Here is a 23,825-nt window from a genome sequence, read left to right on the forward strand (position 1 = left end):
CAAAATCGGTCCAGCGGTTGGAAGTGCTCACTCACCAGCGGCTACCAGGCACCGAGTCTGCCCGATCAGCCGACCCGGTAGCTCCCATTAGCGGTTGGCTCTTGGCTCGTTCGATGGCGGCCAGCAGGTTGTCGGTGCTGGTTGCGCCCATGCGGTCCAGGCCGAGCAGTTTCTCACGGGTCAGGAAGAACAAGTCGGCGAAGTCAGCGATCAGCCCGCCCTCGAGCATCTGCTTGATACGGCTTTCCGCCAGGCCTTCAATGTCGAGCTGGTCGCGGCCGACCGCGTAGATGATGGAGGGGGGCAGACCAAGTAAGCCGGAAAGGGCTAATAGGGCTGGTCAGAGCCTCTGATGACAGCTGGCGTGTGACCGTATGCGATGGTTTGGTTGCGGTTTGGTGAACCATGCGGTGTGTTGTGATCATCTGCCGCTATGGTGTGCGGGTTCTGGAGGTGATCGTCCGGAAAGGGCTCGCCGGTGACATCGATCGAGCGGACCGCTTACCCGCAGTTCAAGCGCCTGACCTCGGCGCGGGTACTACACGTGTTCTTCACCCCGACGGCTGATGAGATTGACTGGGCTCAGGAGCGGGCCCGGAGTCCGCAGACGCTGTTCGCGCTGGTATTGGCGTTGAAGTGCTTTCAGAAGATGGCCCGGTTTCCTGCCCGCGAGGAGATCCCCGAGGTTGTCGTCGATCACGTACGGCGCTGCCTGGGCCTGGCCGGCGATGTCGAGCCCGACCACGGGGCCACGAGCACTGCCAAGTGGCACCGCAAGCAGATCCGGACGCGCCAGGGTGTGACCTACGACAAGGAGCGGGCCCGGGCCATAGCGGCCGAGGCCATCACGGAGGCGGCCCAGGCCAAGAACAACCCGCCGGATCTGATCAACGTGGCGCTGGAACGCCTGATCGAGGCCTCGCTGGAGCTTCCGGGGTTCACCACGCTGGACGAGATGGCCTCCACGATCCGGGCCCGGGTCAACGCCGAGATCTTCACCCAGGTCGTAGAGCGGATGGGGCTCAGGGGACAAGAGCGCATGGGCGCACTGCTGACGACGGTGGGAGCGGACGGCAAGTCGCTGTTCAACCGGCTGAAGAAGCCGGCGCAGCGGCCTACGTGGGCGAAGTTCGATGCCCACGTCAAATACTTAAACGAGATCGACGCGCTCGGTGACACCTGGGAATGGCTGGAGGGGATCGCCCCCACCAAGATCATCGATTTCGCTGGGGAAGCCGCCGCTCAGGACGCCGACACCCTGTCTCGCTACGACCGCGTCAAGAGGCTGGCGTTGCTGGCCTGTCTGCTGCACACGGCGCGGATGCGGGCCCGGGATGATCTGGCCGAGATGCTGTGCAAGCGGGTGGGGGCCAATCTGAAGAAGGCCCGGGCCGCGCTGGAGGACATCCGCGAGCGCCAGCGCGCCGTTAGCGAGCGGCTGATCGGCACCTACCGCACCGTGCTGGAGCACCTGGACCCCGACGGCCCCGCGGCCGACCAGGGGGCCGAGCGTGCGGTGGCCGCGGTGAACAGCGTCGGCGGGTTCGATGCCCAGCTGGCCGACATCGAGGAGGTCTCGGCCTTCCATGGCGACAACTACGAGGTGCTGGCTTACCGGTTCTTCAAGCGGGACCGGGCGGTGATGTTCGACCTGGTCGCCAAGCTGGAGCTGAAGGCCACCTCCCGTGATGACTCGGTTCTGGCCGCGCTGGAGCACGCCCGCGCTCATGAGGGGCTACGACGGGACTTCGTCCCGATGCCCCCACCGGTCGACGGTTCCAGGGATCCAGACTCGGGGATCATGTTCGCCTCTGGCAACTGGCGGCGCGCTGTCACTGACCGCAGCCGGCCGGGGATGGTGGCGCGCCGGCATTTTGAGGCGATGGTGTTCACCCATCTGGCCGAGGAGCTGCGTACCGGCGACATCGCGGTGGTCGGATCGAACGAGTATGCCGACTGGAGCGCCAACCTGCTGCCGTGGGAGGCGTGCGAGCCGCTGCTGGAGGGCTTTTGCGAGCAGGTCGGCCTGCCGAGCACGGCGGGCGGCTTCGTCGCGCACCTGCGTGGCAGTCACCTGGCGGCTGCCGCGGAGTTGGACGCCGGGTATGAGGACAACTCCGACCTGGTGATCAGCGACGATGGGGTGCCTACCGTCAAGCGGCGTCGTGGCCAGCAGACGTTGAAGGCCGTCGAGAAGCTGGCCGCGGCGATCAAGCGGCGTATGCCCGAGCGGTCGCTGTTGTCGATCGTGGCGCGCACCGCGCACTGGCTGGGCTGGCACCACCACTTCGGACCCGCTTCCGGATCGGATCCGAAGATCTCCGATCCGCTGTTCCGCTATTCGCTGGCGGTGTTCACCGGTGGGATCAACTTGGGACCGTACGAGGCGGCCAAGCACCTGACCGGGGTGTCGGCCCGGGAGCTGTCGATGATTCGCAACCGGCATATCGACATCCGGAAGCTGAATGCGGCGATCGCGACCGTTGTCAACGCCTTTGCCGAGCTGGACGTGGTCAAAGCGTGGGGGGACGGGACCACGGTCGCCGCTGACGGCACTCATGTCGAGACCTACATCGACAACCTGCTCGCCGAGACCTCGATCCGGTACGGAGGCGTGGGCGGCATCGCCTACCACTACATTTCCGACACCTATGTCGCGCTCTTCTCCCGGTTCATACCCTGCGGGGTGTGGGAGGCGGTCTACCTCATCGAGGGCCTGCTGGCCAACAACTCCGACGTCCAGCCGACAACCGTGCATGCCGACACGCAGGGCCAGTCGTTCCCGGTCTTCGCGCTGGCCACGCTCTTCGGGTTCGACCTGATGCCGCGCATTCGCAACTTCAAAGACCTGATCTTCTTCCGCGCCGACCCCCAGTTGAGCTACCCGCACATCGACGCGCTGTTCGGCGACCGGGGCCGCAACGTGATCGACTGGGAGCTGATCGAGCGGCACTGGCGGGACCTGATGCAGGTGGCCTTCTCCATCAGCGAGGGCCGGCTGAGCTCGGCGACCCTGATGCGGCGGCTGCGTTCCAACTCGCGCAAGAACCGCATCTACAAGGTCTTCCGCGAGGTGGGCCGCAGCGTGCGCACGGTGGCGCTGCTGCGCTATCTCGCGGATCCGGCGCTGCGTGCCCGGGTCACCGCGGCGACCAACAAGGTCGAGACCTACAACGGGTTCTCCCAGTGGCTGGGCTTTGGCAACAACGGCGTGATCGCCGACAACGACCCCGAAGAGCAGGAGAAGCTGATCAAGCTTAATACCTTGCTGGCCAACCTGGTGATCTTCCACAATGCGCTGGACCTCATGGACGTGGTCCGCACCTTGGTGGCCGAGGGGTGGACCATCACCGCGGACGAACTCGGAGCGCTGTCGCCCTACCTGCGCGCCCACATCCGCCGCTTCGGCGCCTACGCCACCGACGAGATCGCCGAGCAACCGGCGGCGTTCAACCCTGAACTCAAGGAGATCGACTTCACCGCCGTCGACCTGGCCGCCTGACGGTGGTCGATGCAGCTGGTGGAGCCACCGGCTGGCCTGACCTGGCTCCGTCCGGACGGACTCAAGCAACGCGCTCTACCAGCCGCCGTGTCGCCAGAGTGGCTTCACAAGATGCCGGGGCATCTGCGGCCATGCGGGCGGCGCCTCGCATCATCGGCGGGAGGCTCTCGTCGGCGGCCATCGGCGTCAACGTCTCAGCCAGGGCGCCGCCGAGGGTGATCAGCACCGTGGTGATCCGGTCGGCGTCCTCGCCGCTGGCCAGGCTGACCTCCGCCGCGCCTTCCCGGCGCAGCGTGGTGATGTCGGCCCGCAGGGCGGCCCCCACGTGTAGCGGCGCAACACGTGGGGGCCGAGGACCTCGCTCAGCACGCGCACCGCACGCCGGCAGTAGTCGGTGCAGACCGCATGGGCGTCACCGCGGGGGACGGCATGCTCGTCCAGCAGCCCGCTCACGGTCTCGGCGATCATGAACGGCTGGCACGCATGGCCGAGCACGGCAGGGGCGGGCGGTGCCGAATCGGTGCCGGCGTGCCGGGTGAGGTCGTCGCCTCCTGCAGGAGCCGGGCCGCCAGCCGCCGGCGTACGGGCTGCTTGTCGCTCACCATGCCTCCTTGTTGGAGCGGCCGGTCGGGCATGGTGTCAGGTGCTGCGGCGTGCTCGGGGATCGCGGGAGGCGACGTGACTGGCGACAGCGTCGACGCCGGGCCGGGCGTAGCGTTCGAGGGAGCGGACCGAGGCGTGCCGGGAGCGGGCCAGCAGGGTGGGAGTGTTGGTGCCGTCTTCGGCCTCGTGGGTCAGCGCGGAGTGCCGCAGCTGGTGCAGCGTCCAGCCGTCGCGCCGGTCGAGTTCAGCAGGGTCGGTGATGCCGGGGTGGGCCAGCGGCCGGGTGAGGGTCTCGAACAGCTCCGCGGCGCGCCGGTAGGACAGCCGCGCCCGGCCGGTGACCGGGCAGACGTCGAAGGTTGGCGTGTGGGCGGGTGCCCGCCGGTCGGTGAGGAAGACCGGGCCGCGACTCCGGCCCTTGAGCAGGCGGGGCAGCAGCTGGGCGGTGCCGGACTGCCAGTGCACCCAGTCGGTGGCGCCGCCCTTGGAGACGATGCGGGCGCGCTTGTCGGCAAGCAGAAGGTCGTCGATGTCGAGGCTGAGGATCTCCTCGGCGCGGGCGCACGTGTCATACAGGATCCGCCACAGCGTCTTTTCTCGCAGGGGCGCCTTCAGCTCGAACAGCGCGGCGATCTGCCCGCGCGACAGAGCCCGGGTGCGGTCCGGCGGCGCGGGACGTCGTTCGAGCCCGGCGATCGGGTTGGTGGCGAGCCAGCCGCGGGCCCGCCACCAGGCGATGGCGGCCTTTAACACCGACAGCTCCCGGTTGACGGTGTCGGCGTCGACGAGCCCGGCCCGCTGCGCGAAGGCCTCGGCGAGCACGCCGGCGGTGGCCGGCCCGTCCAGGGTGCTGAAGCCGACGGCTGGCGGGGTAGTGCCGCGGCGGGCCCTGCCCAGGGGCGGCTGCTCGCCGCGCGCGAGCCACGCCCAGGTGGTCAGCGAGATCCGGTAGATCCGCTGGGAGGAGGAGGCGATCCCGGCCGAACGCAGATACGCCTCGACCGCGTCGGCGTAGGTGCCGGGCCGGTCATGTCCGAGCGGGATCACGTCGGCGGCGATCAAGCTCACGCGTTCACCCTTCATCTCTGCCGCAGTAAATGCGTACACCTCGATGATGATCACTGATGTCGGTGATCCAGCTCAGGATGGCACGGCGCAGGCGGCTGCCGCAGTAAATCCGGTATTTACTGCGGTCGTGAGATGGGCCGTTGTGCTGGTCGAGCTGGCCGGGGAAAGCTCAGGCTCATGGTGAGGGGCGGGGGTGAGCGGTTGTGGTGAGCAGGGCTCGATCGATGTCCGGAGAACCGGATCAGGCCCGTTGCCGACCGGCGAGGGGAATGCGGAAGACGAAGCACGCGCCGCCGGTCTCCGCGTCTTCGATGTGCAAAGTGCCGTGGTGATCTGAGGCGATGTCGCGTGCGATGGCCAGCCCGAGGCCGGCACCGCCGCGGTCGCGGCTGCGGGCGGTGTCCAGCCGGACGAAGTTCTGGAATACGCGTTCGCGGTCGGCGGGGGCAATTCCCTCGCCGTCATCAGTCACGGCCAGCTCGGCATGTTCGCCTGTTCGGCGCAGGCGAATCTCGATCATGTGGTTGGCGTGACGTCGGGCGTTGTCGAGCAGGTTGGCGAACAATCGGGCGATCTGGCTCGGGGCGGCGTTCACCGTCACCGCGGGGTCGAGGTCGAGTCGCAGGTTGCATCGGTCGGCCCAGCGAGCTGCCTCTGTCTTGACCAGTTCTGTTAGGTCTACATCCTGGAGGATTCTCCCGGTGTCGGCCTGTGGCCGGGCCAGAAGGAGGAGATCATTGGTGATGTTCTCCAGCCGATTGAGGTCATGCATGACATGGTTCAGGAGATGGGGCAGGTCGACGTCGTCTGGATACAGTTGCGCTGCCTCCAGTTGCAGGCGTAGGCCGGCGATCGGCGTACGGAGCTCGTGTGAGGCGTCAGCGGCGAACTGACGCTGACGGTCAAACAGCTGTTCAACGTGCGTTTTCGCCTCTCTCAGCTGTTCATTCAGTTCCTGCAGTTCCTTGGCAGGGCCGTATTGCTCCACCTTCATCGCTGGCTCGTGGGTGTCCGACGCGCTCGCCCGCGAGCCTGCCTGATGTCGCGGGGTGAGGAATGCGGTCACGTCCTCGACCAAGTGGAGGAACAGCATCACCGCTCCGTCCGGGCCGAGGACGGGAGTGTTGCTCGCGCTCCAGTACCGTTCCTCGAACGCGTCCGCACTGCCGGACACCGGCATGGCGATCTTGTGCGGAGCCATGACATCGGACCGTCCGGTGGTTCGGACCCGGCAGAGCGAGGCTTCGAGCTTCCGCAGCGCGCGGATCTCATTGGGATCGGCGGGGTTACGGGGAAACGGGTCGAAAAGGTAACGGCCCAGCAGTTCCTCTCGCTGCAGTCCGCAGGCGTCGACGTATGCCTGGTTGACCGCCGCAATGGTCAGATCCAGCGTCATGACCAGGCACGGGGTCGGAACGGCCGCGAACACGGCGGCGTAGTCAACGTTCTGTCGCATCATGTTCCCTCCCGGTTATGCGCGGCAGAGCCAATGACCCATAGCCTTCTTCGGACATCTGCCTCGCGCGCCGGGGTTGCTGGACGAGCTGGTCGCGCGAGGGGAAGCCGCAGCACGAAACAGGCCCCGCCCGTTGCGGACTCCTCGGCGTGGAGGGTGCCCATGTGCGCCTGGGCGATATCGCGGGCGATGGCCAGACCGAGGCCCGTCCCTCTGTGGTCGAGGCGGCGTGCCGCGCCCAGGCGGGTGAAGCGCTCGAAGATCCGTTCCCGCTCGGACTCCGCGATCCCTTCTCCGTCGTCGGTCACCGTCATCTCGGCGCTGTCGCCCGCACGGCTCACCCGAACCTCGACCATCTGCTGGGCGTGCCGCTGGGCGTTGTCGAGCAGGTTGGTGAGCAGCCGGGCGATCCGGATCGGAACGGCCTGGACGGTCACGCCGGGTTGAAGCCAGAGCCGGACGGCGAGGCGATCGACCCGGCGGGCGACCTCGTCTCGGACCAGTTCTGCGAGGTCGATCTGCTGCGGCTCCAGGGGAGGACCTGTCTCCATTTCGCCGAGGACTCTCAGATCGGCGAGGATCGCATCCAACCGGTCGACGCCTCTCAGCGTCCTGGCGAGCAGGTCGTGGAGATCGGTCTGGTCGGGATACAGACGGGCCTCCTCCAGCTCGGCGCGCAGTCCCGCGACGGCCGTGCGCATCTCGTGCGAGGCATCGGAGGCGAACCGCCGCTTATTCTGAAGCTCCTGCTCCAGCTCTGTCAGCATGTCGGGCGCGCTCGGGATCGTCGCTGCGGTTGGGCCCGCACCGAGCGAGTGTGGATCCTCACAGTCGTAGCGGGCTGTGGGACGTTTCATCGCGGATGATCCTTTCTCTCGATTGGGTTCGGCGGAGGGTTGTCAGCTTGCGCGTTCACGGGCAAGCCACTGCCGCACAGCGCATGTCGTCCGAGTGAGGTGCTGCGCTTTGCCCGGAAGACGTGCAGGTCGGTGATGTCCAGGCGCGGGTCCTGGCGGGCGATCGGGTAATCGAGGGGAGACATGTCGCTCTCGTTGGCCTTTCGGTTCTCGGGAATCCGGTGGTGGTGAGCTGGTCGGTCATGGGTTTCCTCCATCGGGAAGGGGAAGCATGCGGCAGCAGGGCGCTCGCCGCGCGGTGTGGACTTGTGTTCTCAGCCGAGGCCGCACTCCTCTTGGCCGCAATGGCGTTGCCGACCTGGTGCGACGCTCGAGCGTGCTGGTGTTAGGCACGTCCGCTGGGCAGCGGCCACGGTGACGGCCTCGCTGTGCTCTGTCCGGAGTCCTGTCTCTTCTGACGATATCGTCACTTATGGACCATATCGTCAGCAATGCCATGTTTCGCCAAATCCATAGTGAGCATTTCGTCACTCCTGACGGCGCGGACTACAGTGAAGCGGGAACGCTGCGACAGGAGTGAGAACAGATGACCGACGCCGCACCAAGCCGCCTGGACCGGCGCAAGGCGCGCACCCGCGCCGCGCTCGTCCACGCGGCTCAGACCTTCATCGCCGACGGCAAGACCAATGTGGCGATCCTGGAGCTCACCCAGGCCGCCGACGTGGGCATGGGCTCGTTCTACAACCACTTCTCCGGCAAGGACGAACTCTTCAAAGCGGCCGTCGAAGACGCCCTGGACCGGCACGGCGCGGCACTGGATGAGCTGACCCGCGGCATGGACGACCCGGCCGAGGTCTTCGCCTGCAGCTTCCGGCTGACCGGACGCCTGCACCGCCGCCATCCCCAGCTCAGCAAGGTCCTGCTCAACACCGGCCTGACCATCGCCATCTCCGAGCACGGCCTTGCCGCCCGGGCCCGACGCGACATCCAAGCCGGTATCCAAGCCGGGCGCTTCACCGTGGGCGATCCGGAACTGGCGTTGGTGATGTCCTCAGGCGCCACCCTGTGCCTCGGCCAACTGCTCCACACTCAGCCCGACCGCGACGACGCCCGGGCCACCGACCAGATCGCCGAAGATCTGCTGCGCACCTTCGGCATCCCCGCCGACGAGGCCCACCGCATCTGCCAACTTCCCTTGCCCGATCTCGACCGGCTCCCCTACGCCACGGCGTAGCAGCGCCCGTCGATGGAGCGTTTACCGCGCAACGCCGCCCGTGTCGGCCGTAATGTCCGGCACCAACCATGATTTACCTGATGGCGGTTGTGGGTCATGGGAGTCGGGGCGGAGAGTGGTCAGGTGACGGATCGGCCGGGCGGCACCTGGGTGCCGACGCCGTCGGGTGGGGACCGGAGTCCCCGGCCATGACACTCGCCGATGATGATGGGGCTGTCCAGTCTGGATCACCTGAAGAAGGCCGGATAGCCGTGTAGCCGAATGACCTCGTCGAGGGTCGCCGTGGGGCGGCAGTCGCGGACGGAAAGGGGCCGCCCATGCGTATCGTCGTGGACCTGAACCGGTGCCAGGGATACGCGCAGTGTGTGTATCTGGCCCACGAGGTCTTCAAGCTGAACGGAACCGAGGCGCTCACCTACGAGCCGAACCCCGACGACGCGCGGCGCCTGCAGGTGGAGCGGGCCGCCGCGGCCTGCCCGGTGCAAGCGATCATGATCGACCGCTTGGACGGCACGGAGCGGGGTGCGGGGTCATGACGCTGTCGGCGACGCTTGCCGAGCTGGTGCGCGACTTCAAGGCTAACGGCCGGATCGTCATCGTCGGCGCCTCCCTGGCGGGGCTGCGGGCCGCCGAAGCCCTGCGCGAGGAGGGCTTCAGCGGGTCGTTGACCATCATCGGGGACGAGCCGTACGAGCCCTACGACCGTCCCCCACTGTCCAAACAGGTGCTCAAGGGCTGGGTGCCGGCCGACCACACCGTGCTGCCCCGCGCTCGCGAAGTGGACGCGCAGTGGCGGCTCGGCGTCGCCGCCACCGGGCTGGACCGGGCCACCAAGCAGGTACGCCTGGCCGACGGCGAGCAGGTCCCGTACGACCGGTTGCTGATCGCCACGGGGACCCGCGCGCGGCAGTGGCCCAACCCTGCCGAGGCCGCCCTGGAGGGTGTGTTCTCGCTGCGCTCGCGTGATGACGCCGCGCGGCTGCAGCAGGCGCTGGCCGCGCGGCCGTCGCGGGTGCTGGTCATCGGCGGCGGGTTCATCGGCTCGGAGGTGGCCTCCGTCTGCCGGGAACTCGACATCCCGGTGACCCTCACCGAGCGGGGCTCGGCTCCCCTGGTCGGGGCGCTGGGCGGGGTGATCGGTGAGATCGCCGCGCAGATGCAGCGCGACCACGGTGTGGACCTGCGCTGCGGGGTGAGCGTGTCGTCGCTGGAGGGCGACGCGGCCGGACATGTCCGGCGCGCTCGGCTCTCGGACGGGAGCACCGTCGAGGCCGACGTGGTGCTCGCCGCGCTGGGGTCGATCCGTAACGTGGAATGGCTGCAGGGCTCCGGGCTGGCGGCTGGCTTCTGGGGTGTCGGCTGCGACGCCGGCGGCCGGGCCTTCGACATCAACGGCGTGGTGACCGACAGCGTCTACGTGGCGGGAGACGTGGCGCGCGCGCCACACGTGTTGTACGAGTACCAGTTCCTCGCGATGGAGCACTGGGACAACGCCGTCCTCGGCGCCGAGGTGGCGGCCCACAACATGGTCAACCTCGAACCGCACTACCGGCCGCATCTGCTGCTGCCCGGCTTCTGGTCCGGCCAGTTCGGCGTCAATATCAAGTCCGTCGGCGTGCCGCCGTTCGGTGACGAGATCGTCTTCACGCAGGGGTCGGTCAAGGACCGTTGCTTCGCGGCCGCCTACGGCCGCCGGGGGCGCGTCGTCGCCGCCGTCACCTTCGACCACGGCAAGTGGCTGGAGTACTACGCGCACCTGATCGAGGAGTCGGCCCCGTTCCCGCCCCCGCCGCCGGGCTGGGACCGGCCGGACGTCATGAAACCGGTGCCCGCCGAGTTCCCGGCGCCGGGTGTCCCGACGGCGATCCCCGACGTCGTCCTCACCGGGCACGACCCGAACGAGCGCAGGGCCGAGTTCCGGCCGCGAGGCCGCTGAGAGCCGCGAGGCCGCTGAGAGCGGCAGGAAGGAGCGCAACAGCATGGCCGAGGAGACACCCTGGCAGCAGGCGCTGCGCTACGCCAACCGTGCCGATCCGTACCCCTTCTACGCCGAGCTCCGCAAGACCCCGGTGGCCCGGCAGCCGGACGGCACCTACGTCGTCAGCACCTACCAGGAGATCGTCACGCTGCTCCACGATCCCCGCGTCAGCTCCGATGTCCGCAAGCTCCCGGCCCGCGCCCCGGCAGCAGCGGAGCCGGGGGCCGAGCCGATCACCGAGGCCGTCATCGAACTGAAGCCGAACATCATCACCTGCGACCCACCCGAGCACGACCGCGACCGCCGCACGATGACGCGACACTTCTTCGGCCCGCCCCACGCCCCGCACCAGATCTCCGACCTGGAGCCCGACATCCGCCGCATCGTCGCCGACCTGCTGGACAGGATGCGGGGCAAGACCCGGATCGACGTCGTCGACGAATTCGCCTACCCCCTGCCGGTGACCCTCATCTGCAAGGTCCTGGGCGTGCCGCTGGAAGCCGAACCGCGTTTCCACGCCTGGATCGAGACCGCCCTGGACGCCCTGGATTTCGGCCCTGAGGCGGCCTCTGAGGAGATGCGGCGCCGGCAGGAGGACGCGCGCCGGAGCGTAAAGGAGCTCGAGCAGTTCATGGCCGGGCTGCTCGAGCAGTACGCCAAGCGGCCCGGCCCCGGCATGCTCTCGGCGATGGCGCATGACGGCGGCCCGGACGGGCGCATGTCCGAGGGCGTGCTCGCCAGCAATGCCGTGCTGCTGCTCTTCGCCGGGCATGAGACCACGGTCAATCTGATCGCCCACAGCGTGCTGACCCTGCTGCGGCACCCCGAGGCGCTGGAGGAGCTGCGTCGCCGCCCCGACCTGATCGTGCCCGCGGTGGAAGAGCTGCTGCGGTTCGAGTCGTCGGTCCAGTTCTGGCACACCCGCTCCGCCGTCGAGGACATCGAGATCGCCGGCACCACCATCCCGGCGGGCGCGCCGATCTTCCTGGTGTACGGCTCGGGCAACCGCGATCCGGAACGCTTCACCGACCCCGACCGGCTCGACCTCGAACGCCCCGACAACGAGCACCTGGGCTTCAGCCAGGGCATCCACTTCTGCTTCGGCGCTCCGCTCGCCCGGCTGGAGGTCCAGGTGGCGGTGGCGGAGTTCGTCCGGCGCGTGGAGAACCCGCGGCTCGTCGCCGACCCGCCGCCCTACCGCCACAATCAGATCTTCCGCGGCCCGCGCCACGTCCTGGTCGACATCGACGGAATTCGCGACTGACCCGGATTGCGGCACAAGGATCGCCGCTCGGGTCTTCACCTCGCGGATGGCGTCTGCCACTGCGGCGCTTTCGCCGTCTATCTCGTCAAGAGTGACGGAACCCTCACTTCTCCTTGGGCGAGTCATTATGTAAATGACGATACTGTTCATGATTGACGAAATCGTCAATTCTGGGAAGGCGGTGACGCGCGGCGAGGCGCTCCAGAGTTTCGACGCTCATGGCTGTGGGATCACCTGCGAGCCGACAGTCGCACCGTCCGGTGGCGGGGGATCGCTCCGGGTGGAGTAACTTGCGGGAATGTTGCCTTCTCGCAAGTTACCTTGATCGCGTCGCCTCGCAACGGATCTCAATTTCTGATTTCTATTTTCTAGAAAATCGAAAATGGTACGCTGTCACAGTGACTGTTGAGACCAGCGTGGTGACGCCCTGTAAGCACTGCGGAGCGCCGATCGAGCAGCGGCGGGGGAGAGGGCGGCCCAAGGCGTACTGCCCCGAGAAGGACTGTCAGGCGGCTGCCAAGCGGGAGCGGGAGTTGCGGCGGGCCACGCCGGGGCTCGAGGGGGCCCTGGCCAGGGCCGAGCAGTTGTACGACCGGATGGAGAGCGGGCTGGCGGCTGCCATCGAACCGCTGGCGCGAGCGCTGGCCGAGGAGCTGAGTCCGGCGGGGGTCGAGGCGAAGCTGAGCGCGGTGCAGGCCGAGGCGCACACGCGGGTCGCGATCGCGCGCACCGAGCGGGAGCAGGCATTCGAGCAGGTACGGCTGGCGCGGGAGGCCGCCGAGCACGCCCGCCGGCAGACGGCCGAGATGCGGGCACGGCTGGAAGAGGCGGAAGGCGAGCGGGAGACCGCGCTGGGGGATGCCGAGCGGGCGAGGGAGCAGGCGCTGGCGGCGTTGCGGGAGGCGGCGAGCACCGAGCGGCAGGCGTTGCAGACGGCCGAGGAGGCGCAGCGGCGCGCGGAGGCGGCAGAGCAGCGGGCCGAGGAGGCGCTCCACCAGGTGGAGCTGACGGAGCAGGCCAGGGATCAGGCCGTTCAGGAGCTGGCCGAACGGGTGGAGCTGGCGGAGCGGCGTACCGCCGAGGCTCGCGCGCAGGCCGTACGGACTCAACAGGACGCCGACCAGGCACGGGAAGAACGTGACCGGGCCCGGGACGAGACGGCGGCGGCCCTGCGGGCGCGCGAGCAGGCCGAGCGGGAGGCGGTCGGCGCGCAGGCCCGCGCCGAGGCGGCGGCGCAGGAGCGGGACCGGGCGGTGGAGCGGGCCGTCATGTCCGAGCGCGCGGCGGCCGAGGCAGAGCGGGATCGGGCGGTGGCCCTCAAGGACGCCGCGCGGGCGACGGCGGAGGTGGAGCGGCTGGAGGAGAAGGTGGCTGAGTCCTCGGCGGCGCTGGCCCGGGAGCGGAAGCAGGTGTCCCGGGAGAAGTCGCGGGCTGACGCCGCAGCGAAGGAGCGGGATCGGTTGCTGGGGGAGTTGAGGCTGGAGCGGGTACGGCTGGAGGACATGCGGTCGGAGCTGGAGGCGGTACGGGCGGAGGCGGCGCAGTTGCGGGAGCGGGCGGTGGCAGCCGAACTTCGTTCCTCCTCTTAGAGCCTGGAAAGACTTCAGACCGGACCGCGCCGCTCCTTGGTCCGATGGATGAGGCGGTCGCGGTGGGAACCGCGCTTCCTGCGGAGGGCCTCCTGATCGGTGTCCGGGGATGACGGCTCTGCGTGGACGGCCAGAAGCTTCTCCAGGTAGGCGGACGTTCTTCACGCTCAATTAGCATCTCCTGCATGCGTCTCTATGTTCGAGAATTCGATGGTTCTGCCGAACGCACGCTATTGGTCATTCACGGTGGGCCCGATTGGGACCACAGCTACCTGCTCGAGCCGCTCCGCGAGTTGGCGGGCGAGCGCCGCCTGCTCTTTCCCGATCTCCGCGGGTGCGGTCGCTCTCCTGCCGTTGATCCGCTTACGCCCGACGCGATGGTGGCCGATCTCGTAGAGCTGATCGGGTCGTCGCCTGTGGACGTGCTTGGTTTCTCCTATGGCGGCCTCATCGCTCAGCGCTTGGCCATCCAGGCTCCGCATCTGGTCCGACGTCTGATCGTCGCCTCCAGCAGTGTCCTGCCCGTGCCTGCCGACGCCTTCGACGGATGGGAGGAGTACGAGCGCCGCACCGCTGCTCATCCCTCTCTCTGGGACAACTCGGTCCTGGACGGTGCCGAACTCGTCCGGGCTGAGGCGTTCCGGACCGCACCGCTCAATGTGTGGCGAGAGCAGTCGTTGGCCGAATATCACCGGCGCCTGGAGCGGGTGGTGTTCACCGGGACGTACCTGAAAGCCTGGCGCGAGGGCCGCTTTCCTTCCGCCCGCTGTCCTGACGCTGTCGAACGTCTGTCTGGCATCCCGCTGTTCCTGTTGCATGGACGGTATGACATGACGTTCCCTGCCTCTTTGGTGTCACTTACGCCGTGCACGGATGCGGTTGTCCTGGATGAGGCAGGCCACATGGCACACATAGACCAGCCGGAGGCGTGGCTGGCGGCTGTTTCCCGCTTCCTGTGAAAACGGGGAGATCCTGGCCGATCACCATGAGGCGGCGCTGGAGATCGCCGCGTCAATCGACGGGCCGGCCGGCGCGGTCGTGAGCGCGCGCATCGCCACGCCGCCCCCGGCGCGGCGATGCGCGCGCTCACGCATCGCCACGCCGCCCTGGCGCGCGTATCGCACCTGCGACGCATCAGATCGGACGAGAATGCGGTCCATGCAGTTCTCAGATCAACTTCGCCAGCTGATCCACCAGGACGCCTCCTGGTCGGCTGATCACGAAGGAGCCAGTGGTACGGCCCTGCGGGTCAGCTCGGGATCGAAGGTCTTCTACGTCAAGCTCGGCCCCCTGGCCAGGGCCGAGCACCTGCGGCTGGGCTGGCTGCACGGACGCGTGCCCATTCCTGAGGTGGTCGCCTTCGAGGACCCTGTTCTCGTTCTTGCCGATGTGGGCGCTCCGTCGCTGGAAGCCGCCGCGCCCGCCGACGTAGGCGCCGTCCTGGGGCGGACGCTGCGCATGCTGCACCAGCTGCCCGTCACTGAATGCCCCTTCGACGGCCGGCTGCCGGCGGTTCTCGAACGTGCCGGCGCCAACGTCCGTGGCGGCCTCGTGGATCCGGACGACTTCGACGCTGACCATCTCGGGCTCACCCCTGAGGCGGTTCACGAACGATTGCTGGCCGCGCGTCCCCGCGTCGAGGATCTCGTCGTCGCGCACGGGGACTACACCCCCTCCAACGTGCTGCTGCCCGCCTCGGGAGAGCCCGTGGTCATCGACGTCCCGGCATTGGGTGTGGCCGACCGATACCGTGACCTCGCCATCGCCCATAGGGACTTGTCCGAGGAGCACGGCCCGGCGGCGTGGGAGGGGTTCCTTGTCGCCTATGGCCTCGTCGACGAGGTCGATGATGAGCGGTTGTATTACTACCGGCTGCTGGACGAGCTTCTCTGACCCAGCTGCCGCGCCGGGATGCTGAGCTGGATGTGGGGGGCGGTTGATCGGGTACGCCGCCGGTACTCGGTGGGCGTCAGACCGACCAGCGTCCGGAAGCGGCGGGCGAAGTACGTCGGGTCGTCCCAGCCGACGGCGGCGCCGACGCGGGCAGTCGGCAGGTTCGAGTGTGCCAGTAGGGTGGCAGCGCGTTCCGCCCGTAGCCTGGCCAGGAAACCCAGCGGCGTCAATCCGACGTGCTGCCTGAACAGCCGCCCGAGGTAGGCGGGGTCGAGGTTGACCGCCCGTGCGAGATCATCCAGCCGCCACGGATGGGCCGGCGCCGCCTCGAGACGGGCGATGATGGCGGCGACGGCGGGGTGGACGGCGGCCTCGAGCGTCTTCCGGTCGGGGGCACGGCCGTCGGCCAGGATGCCGAGCACGGTGATCAGCCGGCCCAGCACGCGTCCCGGCCGGTCGTGAGCGGCCTTGAGGTCGCGTTCGAGCAGGCCGATCTCCGCGATGGCCTCTTCGGCGGCGGCCGGGTCAACGGTCATGATCGCCACGCCGTGCGTGCCGGATGCCACCGGGTCGGTCCACAGCATCCGGCGGAGCATCGGGATGTCATACAGCGCCGCCAGTTCGGCTCGTAGCGCCTGGGCGGACAGGCAGCAGTTGGCGACGGTCAGGTCGGTGCAGTTCCGGAACCCGTGCCACGCGCCGGGCCGCAGCACGATGACGTCACCGCGCTGCAGCGGGCGCTCGCCCTGGCTGCTCACGTGCCGGCCGTCACCGGTTCCGACCACCGCGATCTCCAGGAAGTCGTGCGCGTGCGGCTCGATGTCGGGATTCAGGCGGTGGACACCCGCGAGGACCGGGCCTCCAGCGAACAGCGCGTGCTCGTGCAGCGTGGCAGGCATGTCGGGATCGTACGAGTACGCGCCGGGATCGGCCTAGCCCCCAGCGGCACATCGGGACGACGCTGGAGGTGTTCCAACAGGGAGAACTTTGGAGGTCAGCGATGGCGACGACCACGACCGAGCAGTCCGGCAGCGACGTCGGTGCCGACGGCCGGGTGTCGGATGAGCTTGTGGCGGCGTACCGCGAATCCGGTTTCGTCCGGGTACGAGGTGTGCTCGAGCCTGACCAGGTCGAGCGCTTCCGAGCGAGCGCCGAGGCGTTCCTGGAGGCGCATCGCGCGGAGAGCCTGGAGAAGCAGGGCGTCTTCAGCCAGCTGGTCAACGTCTGGCAGCGCGACCAGACGCTGAGGGAGCTCACGTTCGACCCGCGGCTCGGCCGGATCGCCGAACAGCTGGCCGGGTTCCGGCTGCGGCTCTGGCACGACCAGATGCTGGTCAAGGAGCCGCACAACAACGCCGCCACGGAGTTCCACCAGGACCGTCCGTACTGGCCGCACGCGGGTGATCGGCTCCCGCTGTCGGCATGGATAGCGCTGGTCGACGTTCCGCCGGAGCGGGGCTGCATGACCTTTCTGCCCGGCACCCAGCATCGCACCGGCCTGCTCCCGCAGGACCTCCATCACGAGGAAGACCTGTTCACGATGGACCCGTCGCTGCGCTGGATCCCCCGCGTCACCGTGCCGCTGCGTGCCGGCGACTGCACCTTCCACAGCGGCTACACCGGCCACATGGCGCTGCCCAACCGTACCGACCAGGCCAGGTTCGCGCACGTCATCATCTACATGGACGAGGCGACCACCTATCACGGGACCGGGCACATCGTGACCGATCCTCTCGGACTCGCCGTGGGCGACCGGCTGGACGGCGACACTTTCCCGCGTCCCTGGGCTTAGCTTGGTCTTTGATCGTCACCAGGCGACCGGCAGTTCGTGCACGCCGTAGGCGGACATGTCGTGCCGGAACTTCACCTCCTCCAGCGGCACGGTCAGACGCAGCCCCGGCAGCCTGCGCAGCAACGCGGGCAGTGCGACCTGCAGCTCCACCCGCGCCAGGTTCTGCCCGAGGCACTGGTGGATGCCATGGCCGAAGGCCAGAGGCCCGCGGGTGTTGCGGCCGAGGTCCACGGTGTCCGGCCGGTCGAGGAACGCCGTGTCCCGGTTGGCGGCGGGCAGGTTGACGGTCACCGCTTCGCCGGCCCGGACGAGCTGCCCGCCGATGGTGAGGTCCTAGGTGGCCACCCGTACGATCATGTCCTGGGCGATGGACAGATAGCGCAGCAGCTCCTCGACGGCATTCGCCACCACGGCCGGGTCGTCGGTGTCCCGGATCCGGGCGGCCTGATCCGGGTTCTGCAGTAGTGCCAGCGTGCCCAGGCCGATCATGTTGGCCGTGGTCTCGTGCCCGGCGAACAGCAGGATCATGCCGTTCATGGCGGCTTCTTCGCGGCTGAGCTCGCCCTTGGCGACCCGCTCGGTGAGCAGGCGGCTGATGAGGGGGGCAGACCAAGTACGAAAGAAAGGGATAGTCATGTCGCTGACCAGGGCGATCACACGGCCCCACCCAGCGTGCCGCATGGCTCGCCAGCACGTTGGCCACCGGCGCCAGCGCCTGGCAGATGGTTACCCCCAGACCCGACACAGAGCGCCACCCGCGCCTTACACCGCACCGGGGCAACGACGTTCGGGAACGGCGTCCTCCTCCTGAGCGTGGCCCCAGCCCCAAAGTGGACTGATCGTCGCAGGTCGCCGCGTACACAAGCGGCCCAGTTGGGGCGGCCGCGCCGAAGCCGTCCAGGCCGTCGGCGGCCTCCGGGTTGTGCTGGCAGTAGTCGGGCGCGACCCAGGGGACAGGCGCACCCCTCCCCGCTGGACCTCGGCCGGACCCGACCTCACCGCTGTCTCCACCACGATCGACCAGATCGCCGCTGAACGCGCCGCGTCCGCCGACGCGATGTCCGTCGCTCTGCTCCGCCACCTGCCAACCGTCCTGCTCCTGCGGATCGATCGGCTGCCAACGGAGGACGACCGCCGCGTCGACTCCGCCACCGCCGAACTCTTCACCCGGTTCCAGGCCGAGCTCGAACGCTCCTACGCCATCACCCGCTCCACCGAGCACTACGCCGCCCGCCTCGGCTACACCGTCAAACACCTCACGCGCGCGTGCGTCGCCGCTGCCGGCCACCCGGCCAGACACCTCATCGACGCCCGCGTCGTCCTGGAGCCAAAAGCCTGCTCGCCTACACCGAGGTCCCCGTCGCAGAGATCGGCCGCCGCCTCGGCTTCACGGACCCGACCAACTTCGGCAAGTTTTCCGCTCGCCACACCCACCCACACCCAAACCACCCCTGGCGCCTTCCGCCGAATACAGAAGGCATCGGGCTGGAGCAGGCCCCTCGTCATCGGTGGCAGCGAGGAGCCGACCAGAGTCACCTTCCCCCAACCCACGCTGCCACTTTTACCGAACGGCTCTCAGCACAGTCGGCCTGTTCGGGCGCTGGCTCGATCGGTGGGGCCGGAGTAATTTCCCAGCATGGTCAAATTACGCTACCCCGGATGGGCAGGCGTCCTTCCGCGCAAGGCCGTACGCTTATCCGTCGCCGGGGTCATCGCTGTCGGGTCTCCGGTCGGGCTCGGCTCGTCATTCGCGCACGCGTCGACTTCGGACACGCCTCCCAATGCCGTCATCCTCTGGGACAAGAATGCCCAGACGGCGATATGGGACATTGCCGGCCAGCAACCGCAGGTCCAGGCGCGCAGCTTCGCGATGGTGCACGGAGCCGTTTACGACGCCGTGAATGCGATCGCCGGCACTCCCTATCAGCCGTATTTGATCGCGCCGCCTTCCGATGGGACAGAGTCGACGGACGCGGCCGTCGCGACCGCGGGTTTCCTCGTGCTGAACGCTCTGTTCCCAGAGCAGCAGGCGAGGCTGAAGACGCAGTACGACGAGGCGCTGGCCGCGATTCCCGACGGTACCGCCAAGCAGCGCGGAATAACCGTGGGCGCCCAGGCGGCCTCTGCGATGAACGCGGCACGGCAGAACGACGGAGCGTTCGGAAACCAGACCTGGACCGTGGGCACCAAGCCCGGTCAGTGGCGGCCGGCGCCGCCCGCGTTCGCCTCCGACGGAGCCTGGGTCGGTGGCGTCAAACCATTCCTGATCCGCAGCGCCTCCGTGTTCCGCACGTCCGGCCCGCCATCGCTCACCAGCCACCGGTACGCCCGTGACTTCAACGAGGTCAAGGCCATCGGCTCGGCGACCAGCACGGTCCGGACGCCGGACCAGACGCAGGCCGCGATCTGGTGGCACGACCGGCACCTGGCCGAATGGGAGATCAAGCGCCAGCTGGCGACGAAGCAGCGACTGAACACGTTGCAGACGGCGCGGATGTTCGCGATGGTCGACCTGGCCGAAGCCGACGCCACGATCGCCTGCTACAACGAGAAGGCAGCGTGGAACTTCTGGCGGCCGGTCACCGCGATCCGCCTGGCCGACACCGACGGCAATCCGCGAACGGCGGCCGATCCCGACTGGACGCCCTTGCTCGTCACACCACCGCACCCCGACTACACGTCCGGACATACTTGCTTCACGGCGGCGAGCATGTCGGCGCTGGCGCATTTCTTCGGCCGCGACGACATCCCCTTCAGCGGGTACAGTGCCGCCTCGGGTACCACCAGGTATTTCCGCGGTTTCTCGCAGGCGCTCGCCGAGGTCATCGAAGCCCGCATCTGGGGCGGAATCCATACTCGAACTGCCGACGTCGAAGGCGCGAAGATCGGCAAGAAGGTCACCGCTTACATGGTCGCGCACTACTTCAAACCGAAGGAGTAATGACCTCGCCACCCGCGCGGCCCCGCGAAACCGCATCCCGCTCAGAGCCGTACACATGACTTTGATCAAGGGTGGCGATCCGACGGACCTCATCGTGCCGGAACGGACTGTCGTTATCTGGGTTGTCGAACGAACTTGAGCGGACAGGGGATCGATCAGCGATGGGCCGTTGCGATGAGGCGTCGTAGCGCCGCCTGGGCGGGTGGGCCCCACGTGGCCTTGCCGCCTCGGCGGCCGCGTACGCCGGCTTCGCCGATGAGGATGCCGGTGAGGGCGCGGATCACGGCCCATCCGCGGGCGCGGCGCAGGGTCGCGGCGTCCGGGACCGGCTGGTAGGCGTCATGGAAGCGGTCGACGGCGCCGTCCGGCAGCAGGGTCCAGGCGGCGGCGAGGTCGACGGCCGGATCCCCGGCGAACACGTCGCCGAAGTCGATCACGCCGCAGATGGTGCCGTCCGCGGTGAGAACGTTGGCCGCATGCAGGTCGCCGTGCAGCCAGAGCGCCGGGCCGTCCCAGCCGGGCGCGGCGGCGGCGTCGTCCCAGACCGCGCGGACGGCGTCCGGGTCGGGGATCAGCCCCATCTCAGTGGCCTCGGCGAGCTGCTGGGCGACCCGCTCGGAAGAGCCGGCCAGCGGCCCTCCGCGGCCCCGGCCATTGGTGTCCACCCCTTCGGGCGCGGGTTGGTGAAGAGCGGCCAGGAAGGCGGCCAGTGCGTCGGCCGCCTCCGCGCCGCGCGTGACGGGGGCGCGGTCAGCGGGTTCGCCCGGCACCCAGGTGGTGACGATCCAGGTGCGCGGGAACCGCGCGGAGGGCTCGCCGAGGCGTTGCGGGACCGGCACCGGCAGCGGCAGGCGCGGGGCGAGAATGGGCAGCCAGGTGTGCTCCTTGAGCAGCAGCTCGTCCGCGTCCTGCGTCGCCCAGGGCAAGCGGACGGCGAGGTCGTCGCCGAGCCGCCACAGCTGGTTGTCCCAGCCACGCGCGCCGAGTCTCACCGGGTGACCGGCCAGGTCGGGGTGCTGGTCGAGCAGCAGATCCCGCACCAGCTCCGCGGTGATCTCCATCTCGGTATGCGTCATGCGGAGCAACAGTAGCCGGATGGCAGCCGACTCCTTTCGGCTGCTGGAGCGTGGTCGGATCTGGCCCGTGTTCCGGACGTGATCCGATCGCGGCAGGATCACATCATGAGAAGGGCGATCACCCCTTTGGTGACCTGCGGTGCTCTGCTGGCGGGCGCTGCTTCCGCGCAGGCAGTGACCAAGGATCCCGTTCAGGCGCTGAAGGCCGTTCTGGCGGCCGGACACGGCATGTATTTCACCGAGACAACCACCTTTTTAGACGGCGCCGACGAACGGGCGGAACGCCGGCGCAAGGGGGTCTTCGAGTTCGATGCCAAGGGCGGCGTCAAAGCCCTGGACGTCACTACCACCGGGGGTGAGTACGGTCGCGAACGTGTCATCGGCTTCAACCACGACATTGGCGGCACCAGCTATCAGTCCGGCGGCCTCGTAGCGAAATGGCTGAAGAAGGGCAAGATCTGGTGGAAGGATTCTCATCAGTTGCATCTCTGGCACACCGAGCTGCTCGGCTACGATGAGCAGCTCGTCAACCCGGCCGAGCCCGCGACCCTGGCCGCCCTGCTGAAGAACGGGCAGCAGAGTGGGGATACCGTCACCGGCGCGATCACCTTCAAGAAGCTTGAGCAGGTCTCCCGCTGGGCGGACCACTCTACTCACGCCGGCTGGGATCCGGACACGAGGCTCGGCTACACCGTCACGCTGACCTCCGCGGGCCTGGTCAGCAGGGTGCAGAGCACGTTCACGTTCGCCGACGGCCTCGACGAACTGGTGGGCAAGACCCTCTACGTCGACACCCGCTACAGCCAGTGGGGCGACAAGGTATCGATCAAGGCGCCGGACCCGCGCGCGACGACCACCGAGCTGTGCATCCACGGCATCTGCAATTTGCGTCTTCCGGGCTGACGACGCGAGGGGTGGGCGCGCCCGGTGGCCGAGCGCGGGGAGCAGCAAGCGCAGGTCACTCGGGCGGGAGCCGGTCCGTCCACTCAGCGTCGATCGTCACCATGCCGTCCTCGGTAAAAGCTATTCCGCCTCCGAGGGGAGCCCATACGGAGGTTTCGCGGATCCGCCCGGTGTCCTGGTCGACGACCATGGTGCCCTTGCCGAAAGCCACCGGGACCTGCAGGTGTCGCCCGCCGCTGGTCTCGCCGAGGTCGACGACTCCCGGCCGCGAGGCGACCGCTCGGTAGGCGGCGGCACGGACCTGGGGCGAGACCGGCGCCTCACTGATCAGCGAGAGCAGCGCGTACATGGCGAGACCGTCCTGTTCGGCGGCCGTCATCGGTCCTGCATCGATACGAACGCCACTTCCGGGAACGGCCGACCAGAGCCGGGTGTACAGGGCGTCCTTGTCGGCCGGCAGCGACCGTAGCTCTTCGAAGCTCATGCGCAGTGGCCCCACCGCGAAAGGCTGAGGCTTCAAGGGCCACTCGAAGAGCTTGCCGTCACCTTTCATCCCCTCGCCCTTGATCCAGAAATGACCGTCGCGCCGGTACCAGTACTCCTGGGTCGGTGACCCCTGCTTGGTGATGGTGATGTGCCAGTACGTACCGGCGCCCTCAGGGGTGCGCTCCGCCGTGTCGGCGGCGACGAGCAGGACGTCCCGCGAACTCATGCTCGGCGACCGGGAGCCGCCGGAACCATTCGGCACGATCACGAGTGCGGCGGCGACGGCCGCGGCGACCGCCGGGATCAGGACCCACCGCGCCCGCCGCCAGAGGACGCGCCGGCGCGCCGTGGGCGACGGGCCACCGGCGGCCCGTTCCAGCAGGGCCGCGCGGGCGGCCGTGTAGGCGGCGTGCGAGGGGGCGTCGGGCTGCGGGCGGGCAGCGTGCAGCATTTCGAGGTCGTCCATGGTCAGCCGTCCTTTCCGAGGATTGTCGGCTCAGCGCCGTTCAGCGAGGCGCGCAGGACTTTGCGAGCCCGGTGCAGCCGGGAACGGACGGCGGCGCCGGTGATGCCGAGCGCCTCGGCCGCCTCCTCCGAGCTCAGCCCTCCCCACGCGACGAGCAGGAGCACCTCCCGGTGGGAGCGGGGAATCTTCGCCAGCGCCGCTATCAGGGACGCCCGATGCGCTTCGGCGTCGACACGGCCCGCAACCTGGTCGTCGTGGCCGTCGTCGGCCTGCGCGAGAGGCGTCCGGGAAAGGGCCCGATACCACCGGGCCTCCGCGCGGTGATGCCGGGCGATCAGGTTGGCGACGATCCCGTAGAGCCAGGGCCGGGCATCCTCACGGGACACGTCGTAGCGGTCGCGCCGGTCGAACGCGATCAGGAACGTCTCTGCGGCCACGTCGTCGGCCAGGCTCGGCCCTAACCGCTGTGCGGCGAACCCGTGGATCTGGAAGTAGTAGCGGTCGAAGACCGCGGCGAAGCGGTCCGGGGCTCGCCAGGATTGCTCAATGATCGCCGCATCGCTGACCTCCTCGTCAGGAAGCGCCCGGGTCACTGCGGCCATATCCATCTATTTCGTGTCATCGTCTGCCTTCTCTAGCTTGACCGGTTGTCCTCCTTCGCCGATGGACGGACAAGTGTTTCACCGCCCGCCGTGGCAGCATCGGGACGTACGCAGC

The 23,825-nt window shown here is 68.5% G+C and carries 23 protein-coding genes and 1 pseudogene; 13 read left to right on the forward strand and 11 right to left on the reverse strand.

Features of this window, described 5'->3' with window-relative positions; translation table 11 throughout:
- Window positions 1-94 precede the first annotated feature (94 nt).
- Window positions 95-316 (forward strand): hypothetical protein, encoded by a 222-nt coding sequence (locus AB0H84_RS43380; RefSeq protein ID WP_357617990.1) that lies wholly within the window; start codon window positions 95-97, stop codon window positions 314-316.
- A 162-nt stretch (window positions 317-478) separates the two neighbouring features.
- Window positions 479-3,502 (forward strand): Tn3 family transposase, encoded by a 3,024-nt coding sequence (locus AB0H84_RS43385; protein ID WP_357617993.1) that lies wholly within the window; start codon window positions 479-481, stop codon window positions 3,500-3,502.
- Between the two features lie 61 nt (window positions 3,503-3,563).
- Here the strand turns inward: AB0H84_RS43385 and AB0H84_RS43390 are convergent, their stop codons facing one another.
- The 5 genes from AB0H84_RS43390 to AB0H84_RS43410 all read right to left on the reverse strand — a co-directional run bounded on the left by AB0H84_RS43390 (window position 3,564) and on the right by AB0H84_RS43410 (window position 7,743).
- Window positions 3,564-3,827: a hypothetical protein gene (locus tag AB0H84_RS43390; RefSeq protein WP_357617996.1), complete on the reverse strand. Its 264-nt coding sequence runs from the start codon at window positions 3,825-3,827 to the stop codon at window positions 3,564-3,566.
- Window positions 3,828-4,141: 314 nt separating this feature from the next.
- The gene (locus AB0H84_RS43395) at window positions 4,142-5,173 is read right to left on the reverse strand and encodes a tyrosine-type recombinase/integrase (RefSeq protein WP_357617999.1); all 1,032 of its coding nucleotides are present in this window, start codon (window positions 5,171-5,173) and stop codon (window positions 4,142-4,144) included.
- A gap of 241 nt (window positions 5,174-5,414) precedes the next feature.
- On the reverse strand, window positions 5,415-6,632 hold the full coding sequence (locus AB0H84_RS43400; RefSeq protein WP_357618003.1) for an ATP-binding protein: 1,218 nt from the start codon (window positions 6,630-6,632) through the stop codon (window positions 5,415-5,417).
- Window positions 6,629-7,396 (reverse strand): HAMP domain-containing sensor histidine kinase, encoded by a 768-nt coding sequence (locus tag AB0H84_RS43405; RefSeq protein ID WP_357618005.1) that lies wholly within the window; start codon window positions 7,394-7,396, stop codon window positions 6,629-6,631. Before AB0H84_RS43405 ends, AB0H84_RS43400 begins: the two co-directional genes overlap by 4 nt.
- An 86-nt stretch (window positions 7,397-7,482) precedes the next feature.
- A complete protein-coding gene (locus AB0H84_RS43410; RefSeq protein WP_357618008.1) occupies window positions 7,483-7,743 on the reverse strand; it encodes a hypothetical protein in 261 nt (86 codons plus the stop codon).
- Window positions 7,744-8,072: 329 nt separating this feature from the next.
- On the opposite strand from AB0H84_RS43410, the gene AB0H84_RS43415 reads away from it, so the two are divergent.
- The 6 genes from AB0H84_RS43415 to AB0H84_RS43440 all read left to right on the forward strand — a co-directional run bounded on the left by AB0H84_RS43415 (window position 8,073) and on the right by AB0H84_RS43440 (window position 14,510).
- Complete coding sequence (locus AB0H84_RS43415) at window positions 8,073-8,720, forward strand: TetR/AcrR family transcriptional regulator (protein ID WP_357618011.1); 648 nt, start codon at window positions 8,073-8,075, stop codon at window positions 8,718-8,720.
- Window positions 8,721-9,037: 317 nt separating this feature from the next.
- The gene (locus AB0H84_RS43420) at window positions 9,038-9,256 is read left to right on the forward strand and encodes a ferredoxin (RefSeq protein WP_357618014.1); all 219 of its coding nucleotides are present in this window, start codon (window positions 9,038-9,040) and stop codon (window positions 9,254-9,256) included.
- On the forward strand, window positions 9,253-10,656 hold the full coding sequence (locus AB0H84_RS43425; protein WP_357618017.1) for an FAD-dependent oxidoreductase: 1,404 nt from the start codon (window positions 9,253-9,255) through the stop codon (window positions 10,654-10,656). Before AB0H84_RS43420 ends, AB0H84_RS43425 begins: the two co-directional genes overlap by 4 nt.
- Before the next feature lie 43 nt (window positions 10,657-10,699).
- A complete protein-coding gene (locus AB0H84_RS43430) occupies window positions 10,700-11,962 on the forward strand; it encodes a cytochrome P450 (RefSeq protein ID WP_357618020.1) in 1,263 nt (420 codons plus the stop codon).
- 398 nt (window positions 11,963-12,360) lie between these two features.
- On the forward strand, window positions 12,361-13,551 hold the full coding sequence (locus AB0H84_RS43435; RefSeq protein ID WP_357618022.1) for a hypothetical protein: 1,191 nt from the start codon (window positions 12,361-12,363) through the stop codon (window positions 13,549-13,551).
- 185 nt (window positions 13,552-13,736) lie between these two features.
- A complete protein-coding gene (locus AB0H84_RS43440; protein ID WP_357618025.1) occupies window positions 13,737-14,510 on the forward strand; it encodes an alpha/beta hydrolase in 774 nt (257 codons plus the stop codon).
- A 21-nt stretch (window positions 14,511-14,531) separates the two neighbouring features.
- Here AB0H84_RS43440 and AB0H84_RS43445 read toward each other — a convergent pair whose 3' ends face one another.
- The gene (locus AB0H84_RS43445; RefSeq protein WP_357618028.1) at window positions 14,532-14,711 is read right to left on the reverse strand and encodes a hypothetical protein; all 180 of its coding nucleotides are present in this window, start codon (window positions 14,709-14,711) and stop codon (window positions 14,532-14,534) included.
- On the opposite strand from AB0H84_RS43445, the gene AB0H84_RS43450 reads away from it, so the two are divergent.
- A complete protein-coding gene (locus AB0H84_RS43450; RefSeq protein WP_357618031.1) occupies window positions 14,710-15,444 on the forward strand; it encodes an aminoglycoside 3'-phosphotransferase in 735 nt (244 codons plus the stop codon). The two genes, AB0H84_RS43445 and AB0H84_RS43450, sit on opposite strands and share 2 nt — an antisense overlap.
- On the opposite strand, the gene AB0H84_RS43455 is transcribed toward AB0H84_RS43450, so the two are convergent.
- A complete protein-coding gene (locus AB0H84_RS43455; protein ID WP_357618034.1) occupies window positions 15,417-16,343 on the reverse strand; it encodes an AraC family transcriptional regulator in 927 nt (308 codons plus the stop codon). The genes AB0H84_RS43450 and AB0H84_RS43455 overlap by 28 nt on opposite strands.
- Before the next feature lie 101 nt (window positions 16,344-16,444).
- Between AB0H84_RS43455 and AB0H84_RS43460 the strand changes: the two genes are divergently transcribed.
- Window positions 16,445-17,236 (forward strand): phytanoyl-CoA dioxygenase family protein, encoded by a 792-nt coding sequence (locus AB0H84_RS43460; protein WP_357618037.1) that lies wholly within the window; start codon window positions 16,445-16,447, stop codon window positions 17,234-17,236.
- A gap of 15 nt (window positions 17,237-17,251) precedes the next feature.
- Here AB0H84_RS43460 and AB0H84_RS43465 read toward each other — a convergent pair.
- Window positions 17,252-17,917: pseudogene (locus AB0H84_RS43465) on the reverse strand (cytochrome P450).
- Window positions 17,918-18,158: 241 nt separating this feature from the next.
- On the opposite strand from AB0H84_RS43465, the gene AB0H84_RS43470 reads away from it, so the two are divergent.
- Together AB0H84_RS43470 and AB0H84_RS43475 are read left to right on the forward strand one after the other, a co-directional pair.
- The gene (locus AB0H84_RS43470; RefSeq protein ID WP_357618039.1) at window positions 18,159-18,863 is read left to right on the forward strand and encodes a hypothetical protein; all 705 of its coding nucleotides are present in this window, start codon (window positions 18,159-18,161) and stop codon (window positions 18,861-18,863) included.
- A 9-nt stretch (window positions 18,864-18,872) separates the two neighbouring features.
- Window positions 18,873-20,177, forward strand: a complete 1,305-nt coding sequence (locus AB0H84_RS43475; RefSeq protein WP_357618042.1) for a vanadium-dependent haloperoxidase — start codon at window positions 18,873-18,875, stop codon at window positions 20,175-20,177.
- A 155-nt stretch (window positions 20,178-20,332) separates the two neighbouring features.
- Here the strand turns inward: AB0H84_RS43475 and AB0H84_RS43480 are convergent, their stop codons facing one another.
- Window positions 20,333-21,253 carry an aminoglycoside phosphotransferase family protein gene (locus AB0H84_RS43480; protein ID WP_357618045.1) on the reverse strand — a complete coding sequence of 307 codons (921 nt, stop codon included), beginning with the start codon at window positions 21,251-21,253 and terminating at the stop codon, window positions 20,333-20,335.
- 105 nt (window positions 21,254-21,358) lie between these two features.
- On the opposite strand from AB0H84_RS43480, the gene AB0H84_RS43485 reads away from it, so the two are divergent.
- Entirely contained in the window at window positions 21,359-22,156 is a 798-nt protein-coding gene (locus AB0H84_RS43485; protein ID WP_357618048.1) for a hypothetical protein, read from the forward strand.
- 55 nt (window positions 22,157-22,211) lie between these two features.
- Here AB0H84_RS43485 and AB0H84_RS43490 read toward each other — a convergent pair whose 3' ends face one another.
- A complete protein-coding gene (locus AB0H84_RS43490) occupies window positions 22,212-23,108 on the reverse strand; it encodes a CU044_5270 family protein (protein ID WP_357618051.1) in 897 nt (298 codons plus the stop codon).
- 2 nt (window positions 23,109-23,110) lie between these two features.
- Window positions 23,111-23,710: an RNA polymerase sigma factor gene (locus tag AB0H84_RS43495; protein ID WP_357618054.1), complete on the reverse strand. Its 600-nt coding sequence runs from the start codon at window positions 23,708-23,710 to the stop codon at window positions 23,111-23,113.
- Window positions 23,711-23,825 lie beyond the last annotated feature (115 nt).

Source organism: Nonomuraea sp. NPDC050786 (assembly GCF_040654115.1).
GTDB lineage: Bacteria > Actinomycetota > Actinomycetes > Streptosporangiales > Streptosporangiaceae > Nonomuraea.